Below are 8,443 nucleotides of genomic sequence, written 5' to 3'. Positions count from 1 at the left end.
CCACCGAGATGCCCCGCCTGGAAGCCGAGAAAGCCCGCCACGTCCCGCCCGTAGGCCTCGACCGTCGCCGGTGCCCGCCCGCGCACGCCGCGCAGGTGCGTGAGCCACCCCTCGAGGAGGTCGCGGACGGCGGGCGTCAGCGCGAGGGACACGGCCTCAGCCGAGCCAGCGGCGCATCAGCCGTTCGAACACGCTCGCGAAGAAGGTGAGAAGGTCGGTGCCCTGCGTCGGACGGAACTGGTGCGGATCCTCGGCGCCCATGACGAGCAGGCCCGGAAGCCGCCCCGCCCCGAGGTCCAGCCGCATCAGCGCCTCGGACCGGATCCAGTTCGCCGCCTCGTCGCCGAAGATCCGGTAGGAGCCGGACGTCACCTGCCGGAGCGTGACCTGCCGCGAGGGCACGTCGCGCCCGCCGGTCACGTAATCCTGCACGAAGCCGGGGCTCACCACCGTCAGCACGTCCTCGAGCTTCTGGACGCGCGGGGCCTCGGTCTCGGTCGCCTCGCTCGATTCGAGCACGAGGCGCACGCGGTCCACCCGCAGGATCGCCGCGACGTCGGTGCCGAGCGCCTTCAGGAACTGCGTGAAGTCGTCCTGGTCGAGGAGCGTCATCACCGCGCGATGCACCTGGTTCGTGCCCGCGAGGTTCTCGTATGCGGCCGCGATGACCGAGCGGTGCGTGTCCTCCAGCCGGTCGAGCCGGTTCTGCAACCGCTCCATCGCGATGCCGCGCATGTCGACGATGTTGCCGCCCATCTGGCGGTCGTTCGCCGCGATGAGCGCGCGCATCAGGTCGCGGTCCTCGAGGATGAGCTCGGGGTCCTCGAGCACGCGCGCACGCCAGTCGTCAAGAAAATCGGGCCGGATCTCGGCCTGTTCACTGCTCACGGGATCTGCCTCACGTTCGTTTTTCGTGTTGTTGACGAGAGGGCTAACATGGCGCGCGCGCTGCGGGGAAGGATTTTCGCGGGTCCGGGCGGTGCCCCCGGCGGCTCCTGTGCGGTTCGGGTCACAATTCGGGCACGGCCCGGCGCGGCGGCATGAAGAAAGGTCCGGGCGGTCTCCATCCGGGACGATCGGACCGTTTTCCTCCCGTTCGGCGCCTCGGAGAGGGCATTTCGGGATGCGAACGGGCGAGGGCGCGGAACGCCCGTTCCGGCAGCGGCCCTTGCCGCGCGCTCGGGGGAGCCCTATCTCGCGGCGTCCCTGTTCCCGCACGCGGCCGGAGTCTCGCGATGTTCGAAACCATCTCCCTCGCCCTCGGCCTCGAGGCCGGCCCCCGCGCCGCCTCGGTCTGGTTCGGCCTCGCGCTCGGCCTGGTCTTCGGGGCGCTCGCGCTCCTGACCCGGTTCTGCCTGCGCCGCGCTCTCGTCGGCCCGGTGGAGGAGCGGGCGTCGGCGCGCGGCGTCTGGGCGCTCGCGCTCGCCATCGCCATCGTCGGCACGCAGGCCGCCGTCGCGGCGGGCTGGATCGGGTTTTCCGAGCATCGCTTCCACGCGACGACCCTGCCGGTGCTGGGTCTCGTCGCGGGCGGCCTGCTCTTCGGGGCGGGCGCGGTGCTGGCGCGGGGCTGCATCACCCGGCTGACGGTGCTGACGGGCGGCGGCAACCTGCGCGCGCTGACGGCGCTGTTCGTCTTCGCGGTGGCCGCGCACGCGACGCTTCAGGGCGTGCTCGCGCCGGTGCGCACGACGCTCGCCTCGGTCTCGGTCGACCTCGGCGCCGTCTCGCTGGCCGAGCTTCCGGGCGGCGCCTGGGCCTGGACGGCGGCGCTGGCTGCCGCAGCGCTGGTCGTCGCTTTCCGCTCGGGCGCGGGGCGCTGGAGCCTCGCGGGCGCGGCGCTCCTGGGCGCGACGGTGCCCGCGGGCTGGGTCGGCACCGGCTTCCTCCTGCACGACGAGTTCGACCCCATCGCGCTCGAGAGCCTGTCCTTCACCGCGCCCTGGGCCGACACGCTGTTCTGGTCCGTCGCCTCGACGCTGCGCGAGCCCGGCTTCGGCGTGGGTCTCGTCGGCGGCGTTCTCGGCGGCGCGTTTCTCGCCGCGATCCTCTCCCGCCGCTTCGCCTGGGAAGGGTTCGAGAGCCCGGCGCAGATGGGCCGCTCGCTCTCGGGCGCGGCGCTGATGGGCGTGGGCGGCGTGCTTGCGGGCGGCTGCACCGTCGGCGCGGGCCTGTCGGGCATCCCGACGCTGTCCTTCGCGGCGCTCCTCGCCTTCGCGTCCATCGCCGCGGGGATGCTCGCCGCGGGCGCGCTCGACGCGCGGACGGCGCGGGGCTCCCGCGGCCTCGTCGCGGCGGAGTAGCTTGCGCGCAAACGAACAAGGGCGGCCATCGGGGCCGCCCTTTCGCGTTTCGTGACCCGGCGATCAGAGGATCTTCTGCCCCGTCTTCGCCCAGTCCTTGAGGAAGCCCTCGAGGCCCTTGTCCGTCAGCGGATGCGACGCCATCGCGTGGATCACGCCCGGCGGCGCGGTGATCACGTCCGCCCCGATCAGCGCGGCCTGCTTGATGTGGTTCACCGTGCGGATCGAGGCCGCGAGGATCTCGGTGTCGTAGGAATAGTTGTCGTAGATCTGCCGGATCTCGGAGATCAGTTCCATCCCGTCGAGGTTGATGTCGTCGAGCCGACCGATGAAGGGCGAGATGAAGGTCGCGCCCGCCTTGGCGGCCAGCAGCGCCTGGTTCGCCGAGAAGCAGAGCGTCACGTTGACCATGAAGCCCTCGTTCGTCAGCGCGTTGCAGGCCTTCAGCCCCTCCCAGGTCAGCGGCACCTTGATCGCGATGTTGTCGGCGATGCGCGCCAGTTCCTTGCCCTCGGCGATCATCCCCTCGGCGTCGAGCGCCACGGTCTCGGCCGAGACGGGGCCGTCCACGAGCTCGCAGATCTCGGCCGTCACCTCCTTGATGTCGCGGCCGGATTTCATGATGAGGGAGGGGTTCGTGGTGACCCCGTCGACGATCCCGAGCTTGGCCAGATCGCGGATGGCGTCGATGTCGGCGGTATCCACAAAGAATTTCATGGGCGAGGTTCCTTTCGCGCGGGGGCCGTGGTCATCTGGCGGCCTTCTAGCGCAAGGGCGGTACGGCTGAAAGGCATGAGCAGGTCCTATTTCGAGGAAGGCGCGCTGGTGGGTGTGCTCACGCCCGAACCCATCGACCGCGTGCTCGACTATCGCGCGCCGGAGGGGGGGTGCTGGCTCGGCGCCTTCGTGGAGGTGCCGCTGGGGCCGCGCAAGGTGCTGGGCGTCGTCTGGGGCGAGGGCAAGGGCGATTTCGATCCCGCGAAGGTCCGCGTCGTCACCCGCGTGCTCGACGCCGCCCCGATGCGCGAGGAGATGCGCGAGTTCCTGGTCCGCGCGGGCGCCTACACGCTGACGCCGCTCAGCCAGATGCTGCGCCTCGCGACGCGGGTGCCGGGCCTGAGCGACCCGCCCTCGATGCGCAAGGTCTACCGGCTCGGCCAGGGCGAGGCCGACCGCATGACGTCAGCGCGTGCCCGCGTGGTCGAGACGCTGGTGGAATACGGCGGCCTCGGCTTCACGCTGTCCGAGCTTTCCTCGCATGCGGGCGTCTCCACGAGCGTCATCAAGGGCCTCGCCGCCCAGGGTGTGGTCGAGGAGGTCGATACGCCGCGCGACGCGCCCTACCTGCCGCTCGACCCCGACCGGCCGGGCAAGGCGCTGACCGGCGATCAGGCGGCGGCGGCCGAGGCGTTGCGAAAAGGTATCCGTGCAGGAGTGTACGGAACCACGCTCCTCAAGGGCGTCACCGGATCGGGCAAGACGGAGGTGTATCTCGAGGCGGTGGCCGAGTGCATCCGCAAGGGGCGGCAGGCGCTGGTGCTCCTGCCCGAGATCGCGCTGACGGCGGAGTTCCTGACGCGGGTGGAGGCGCGCTTCGGCACCAAGCCCGCCGAGTGGCACTCGGGCGTCACCATGACCGAGCGGCGGCGGGCCTGGCGGATGCTGGGGCAGGGGGAGGCGCAGCTCGTCGTCGGCGCGCGCTCGGCCCTGTTCCTGCCGTTCCGCGACCTCGGCCTCGTCGTCGTCGACGAGGAGCACGACAGTTCCTACAAGCAGGAGGAGGGCGCGCTCTACAACGCGCGCGACATGGCGGTGCTGCGGGCGTCCCTGAACGACGCGCAGGTGGTGCTGGCCTCGGCCACGCCCTCGCTCGAGACCTGGGCCAACGCGCAGGCGGGCAAGTATGCGCGCCTCGACCTGACCGCGCGCTTCGGCACCGCCGTCCTGCCGCAGATGGCGGCGATCGACATGCGCCTCGAGGACCTTCCGTCGCAATCCTGGCTCTCGCCGACGCTGACCTCGGAGGTCGCGGCGCGGGTGCAGGCGGGGGAACAGGCGCTCCTCTTCCTCAACCGTCGGGGCTATGCGCCGGTCACGCTGTGCCGGGCCTGCGGGGCGCAGGTGGGCTGCGACCATTGCGACGCGCGGATGGTCGAGCACCGCTTCCAGAAGCGGCTCGTCTGCCACCAGTGCGGCGAGACGAAACCGCTGCCCGAGACCTGCCCGGTCTGCGGGGCCGAGGGCAAGATGGCCGCCGTCGGCCCCGGCGTCGAGCGCGTGGCCGAGGAGGCCGCAGCCGTCTTCCCCGACGCCAGGATCGCGGTCCTGTCCTCGGACCTCTTCGGCTCGGCCCGCGCGCTGAAGGCCCAGATCGAGGAGATCGCGTCAGGCGACACCGACATCATCGTGGGCACGCAGCTGGTGGCCAAGGGCCACAACTTCCCGCGCCTGACGCTGGTGGGCGTGGTGGATGCCGATCTCGGCCTCCAGGGCGGCGACCTGCGCGCGGCGGAGCGGACGTTCCAGCTCATGCGGCAGGTCTCGGGGCGGGCGGGCCGGGCCGAGAAACCGGGCGTGGCGCTCCTGCAGACCTTCCAGCCCGAGCACCCGGTGATCCGCGCCATCCTCGACGGCGACGAGGAGAGCTTCTGGCGGGCCGAGGCGGCCGAGCGGGAGGCGGCCGGGATGCCGCCCTACGGACGCCTCGCGGGGATCATCATCAGCGCGAACGACGCCGCCTCCGCCTTCGATCTCGGCACCCACCTCGCCCGGAACGACGGTCCGATCCGCGACGCGGGCGCCGTCGTCTACGGTCCCGCGCCCGCCCCCATCGCGCGCGTCCGGGGCCGCCACCGCGTGCGGATGCTGGTGAAGGCGCCGAAGGGCGTCGCCCTCCAGGCGGCCATCGGGCGGTGGATCGGCGGGTTGAAGCTGCCCGCGCAGGTGCGGCTCAGTGTCGATATCGACCCGCAGAGCTTCTACTGATAGCAGTCATCTGTTGTTTGCAAGTTCACTTGCCCGGATGCCGGGGCTATGACGCGCCGCATCCGCCGACTCCTGCAAGGAGCCCAAGACCGTGACGATCCAGCCCCAGCCCGGGATCATGGAGATCGCCCTCTACCAGGGGGGCCAGAGCAGCCTCGCGGGCCATGTCGCGCCCCTGAAGCTCAGCTCGAACGAAAGCCCGTTCGGCCCGCCGCCCTCGGCCGTCAGCGCCATGGCGGAGGCCGCGACCATGGCGCACCGCTATCCGTCCACGGATCACGCCGCGCTCCGGACGGCGATCGGCGAGGTGCATGGCCTCGAGGCGGCGCGGATCATCTGCGGCGTCGGCTCGGACGAGATCCTGACGCTGTTGTGCCAGGCCTACGCGGGCCCCGGCGACGAGGTGCTCTATCCCGAGCACGGCTTCGGCATGTACCGGATCTGCGCGCTCGCTGCGGGCGCCACGCCCGTCGTCGCGCCCGAGCGCGAGAGGGTCGTCGATGTCCAGGCGCTGCTGGACCGCGTGACCGACTGCACGCGGCTGGTCTTCGTGGCGAACCCGGCGAACCCGACGGGCACGATGCTGCCCCTCGAGGCCTTCGAGGAACTCGCCGCCGCGTTGCCGGAAGAGTGCCTCCTCGTCCTCGACGGCGCCTATGCCGAGTTCGTGGCCGGCTACGACGGCGGTGCGCGGCTGGTGGAGACGCGCGGCAACGTCGTGATGACGCGCACCTTCTCCAAGGTCTACGGCCTCGGCGGCGTGCGGGTCGGCTTCGGCTACGCGCCGCTGCCGATCGTCGAGGTGCTGACGCGCATCCGCCAGCCCTTCAACCTCTCGAACATCGCGCTCGCGGGGGCCGAGGCGGCGGTGCGCGACGTGAAATGGGTCGAGCAGGCGCTGCGCGTGAACGCGGCCGAGCGCACGCGCCTCACCGGCAGCCTCCGCCAGCTCGGCATCGGCTGCGACGAGAGCTTCGCGAACTTCGTCCTCGCGCGCTTCGCCGACGAGGCCGAGGCCGACGCCGCCGACGCGCACCTGAAGGAGGTCGGCATCATCGTGCGCGCGCCGAAGAGCTACGGCCTGCCGCACTGCCTCCGGATCACGGTGGGGCGGCCGCAGGACAACGACCGCGTGCTTGCGGCGCTGGGCGCGTTCAGGGGGGCGAAATGACGAAGATCTACGACCGCGTCGCCCTGATCGGGCTCGGCCTCATCGCGGGGTCCATGTCGCTCGCCATGCGGCGGGCGGGCCTCGTGGGCGAGGTCGTGGGCACCGCCCGGTCGGAGGAGACGCGCCGCGTCGCCGCCGAGATCGGCCTCTGCGACCGCGTGGTGGAGACGGCGGCCGAGGCCGTGCGGGACGCCGACCTCGTCGTGCTCTGCGTGCCGGTGGGCGCCATGGGCGCGGTCGCGGCCGAGATCGCGCCGGTCCTGAAGCCGGGCGCGACCGTGACCGACGTGGGCTCGGTCAAGCGGGACGTGATCGCGCAATGCGCCCCCCACATCCCCGAGGGCGTCCACTTCGTTCCCGCGCACCCGCTGGCCGGGACCGAGCATTCCGGCCCCCGCTCGGGCTTCGCCGAGCTCTTCGACAACCGCTACGTGCTTCTCACTCCCGAGCCGGGCGAGGACCGTGCCGCCATCGACCGGCTCCGCCGCCTCTGGGAGGGGTGCGGCGCCAATGTAGAGGAGATGGACGCCGACCATCACGACCTCGTCCTCGCCGTGACCTCGCACACGCCGCACCTCATCGCCTACACGATGGTGGGCGTGGCCGACGACCTGCGCCGCGTGACGGACAGCGAGGTCATCAAGTACTCCGCCGCGGGGTTCCGCGACTTCACGCGGATCGCCGCCTCGGACCCGACGATGTGGCGCGACGTGTTCCTGACGAACAAGGACGCGACGCTCGAGATCCTCGGCCGCTTCACCGAGGAGCTCTTCGCGCTCCAGCGGGCGATCCGCACCGGCGACGGCGAGCACCTGCACGCCTATTTCACCCGGACCCGCGCGATCCGGCGGGGCATCATCGAGGCGGGACAGGACACCGACGCGCCGGATTTCGGGCGCTCCAAGACCCCGCGCCGCCGCGAGGACGCGGCCGAATGAGGGGAGGCGTGCGCCCCGCCGGCCTGGCCGCGCTGGCGCTCGCCCTGACCGTCGCGATGGCTGGGGCCGAAGCGCCCTCGCGCTCGCTCGTGCCGCTGCCGCGCGGGATCTCGGCGGCGCAGCCGCCGCTTCTGCCGAGCCCGCGGCCCTTCGTGCCGCGAGACGCCGCCGGGAACGAGGCCGCCGTCACCGAAGGAGCTACCGGGGCGTCTGCGGCGCCCGCCGCCGGGAGCGACCCCGCCTCCGCCGAAGAGATCACCGCCGACATCGGGACCGGGTCCGCCGTTGAAGGGCGGCGCGCGGCCGCCGGCACCGGCGACGGGGAGGCACCTGACGCATCCGAAGGTGCGGGCGAAACAGGGCCGGCTCCTGCCGCGCGAACCGCTCCTGCGGCCGGTCCTGCCACCGGCGAAGCGCGCGCGTCCGGCGCGGGCGGCGGCCCGGTTGCCGACGGGGGCGCGGGGGAGGCGCTGCCCGTGGACCGTGCCGGTGGCGGGCCTGCGATCTCAGAAGAGAGGGGCGGCGCCGGGACCGCCCCGGAGGCCGCCTCCGCCGCCGACGAGCCCCCCGGCGCGGAGGAGATCGCCGCGATGACCGGGACTGCGCCCGGTGTCGACGACGCGTCCCCCGGCCGGCCCGCTCCCCCGGACGGAGAGCCTCCCGTTTCACCGGCGACGCCAGCCCCCGATATTGCCGCTGCCGTGACGGACAACGAAAGTGCCCCCGCCGTTGATGGGACCGCGGTTGGTGCTCCCGCTGCCGATGACGCGCATGTGGAGGGAGGCTCCGCCCTCTCCGGTGGTGCCGCGCCCGGTGCCGCGCCCGTCGCCGACCGCGCGCCGGAAAGCGCGCCCGCCGCCGACGAAGGCGATGGCGATGCTATCGCCGTGCCCGATGCCCGCTTGGCGGGGGAAGCCACCGCGGAAGCCGCTCCCGCCGCCGGCGAGGGCGACGCCGAAGGGCCCCGGATCGCCGACGATACAGCGGCGGAAGCGCAGGCCACCGCGGAAGGCGCTCCCGAGGCCCGCGATGCCCCGGAGGGCGCC

The 8,443-nt window shown here is 72.6% G+C and carries 6 protein-coding genes and 1 pseudogene; 5 read left to right on the top strand and 2 right to left on the bottom strand.

Translation table 11 applies throughout. The features are described from left to right. Nucleotides 1–156: 156 nt before the first annotated feature. The gene (locus ACTS11_RS19195) at nucleotides 157–888 is read right to left on the bottom strand and encodes a DUF484 family protein (protein ID WP_442641894.1); all 732 of its coding nucleotides are present in this window, start codon (nucleotides 886–888) and stop codon (nucleotides 157–159) included. A 347-nt stretch (nucleotides 889–1,235) separates the two neighbouring features. On the opposite strand from ACTS11_RS19195, the gene ACTS11_RS19190 reads away from it, so the two are divergent. Continuing rightward, nucleotides 1,236–2,303: a YeeE/YedE family protein gene (locus tag ACTS11_RS19190; RefSeq protein WP_442641893.1), complete on the top strand. Its 1,068-nt coding sequence runs from the start codon at nucleotides 1,236–1,238 to the stop codon at nucleotides 2,301–2,303. 63 nt (nucleotides 2,304–2,366) lie between these two features. On the opposite strand, the gene fsa is transcribed toward ACTS11_RS19190, so the two are convergent. After that, entirely contained in the window at nucleotides 2,367–3,020 is a 654-nt protein-coding gene (gene fsa, locus ACTS11_RS19185; protein WP_442641892.1) for a fructose-6-phosphate aldolase, read from the bottom strand. Nucleotides 3,021–3,095: 75 nt separating this feature from the next. Here fsa and ACTS11_RS19180 point away from each other — a divergent pair, with 75 nt between their 5' ends. The 4 genes and pseudogenes from ACTS11_RS19180 to ACTS11_RS19165 all read left to right on the top strand — a co-directional run. Next, complete coding sequence (locus tag ACTS11_RS19180; RefSeq protein WP_442641891.1) at nucleotides 3,096–5,288, top strand: primosomal protein N'; 2,193 nt, start codon at nucleotides 3,096–3,098, stop codon at nucleotides 5,286–5,288. A gap of 91 nt (nucleotides 5,289–5,379) precedes the next feature. Next, the gene (gene hisC / locus ACTS11_RS19175; protein WP_442641890.1) at nucleotides 5,380–6,459 is read left to right on the top strand and encodes a histidinol-phosphate transaminase; all 1,080 of its coding nucleotides are present in this window, start codon (nucleotides 5,380–5,382) and stop codon (nucleotides 6,457–6,459) included. Beyond that, nucleotides 6,456–7,397: a prephenate/arogenate dehydrogenase family protein gene (locus ACTS11_RS19170; RefSeq protein WP_442641889.1), complete on the top strand. Its 942-nt coding sequence runs from the start codon at nucleotides 6,456–6,458 to the stop codon at nucleotides 7,395–7,397. Before hisC ends, ACTS11_RS19170 begins: the two co-directional genes overlap by 4 nt. Before the next feature lie 8 nt (nucleotides 7,398–7,405). Continuing rightward, nucleotides 7,406–8,443, top strand: a pseudogene (locus tag ACTS11_RS19165) (hypothetical protein); the annotation flags it as partial.

Origin of the sequence: Roseicyclus sp. (assembly GCF_052168335.1) — a bacterium.
Lineage (GTDB): Bacteria > Pseudomonadota > Alphaproteobacteria > Rhodobacterales > Rhodobacteraceae > Roseibacterium.
This window is presented reverse-complemented; position numbering and strand designations above follow the sequence as displayed.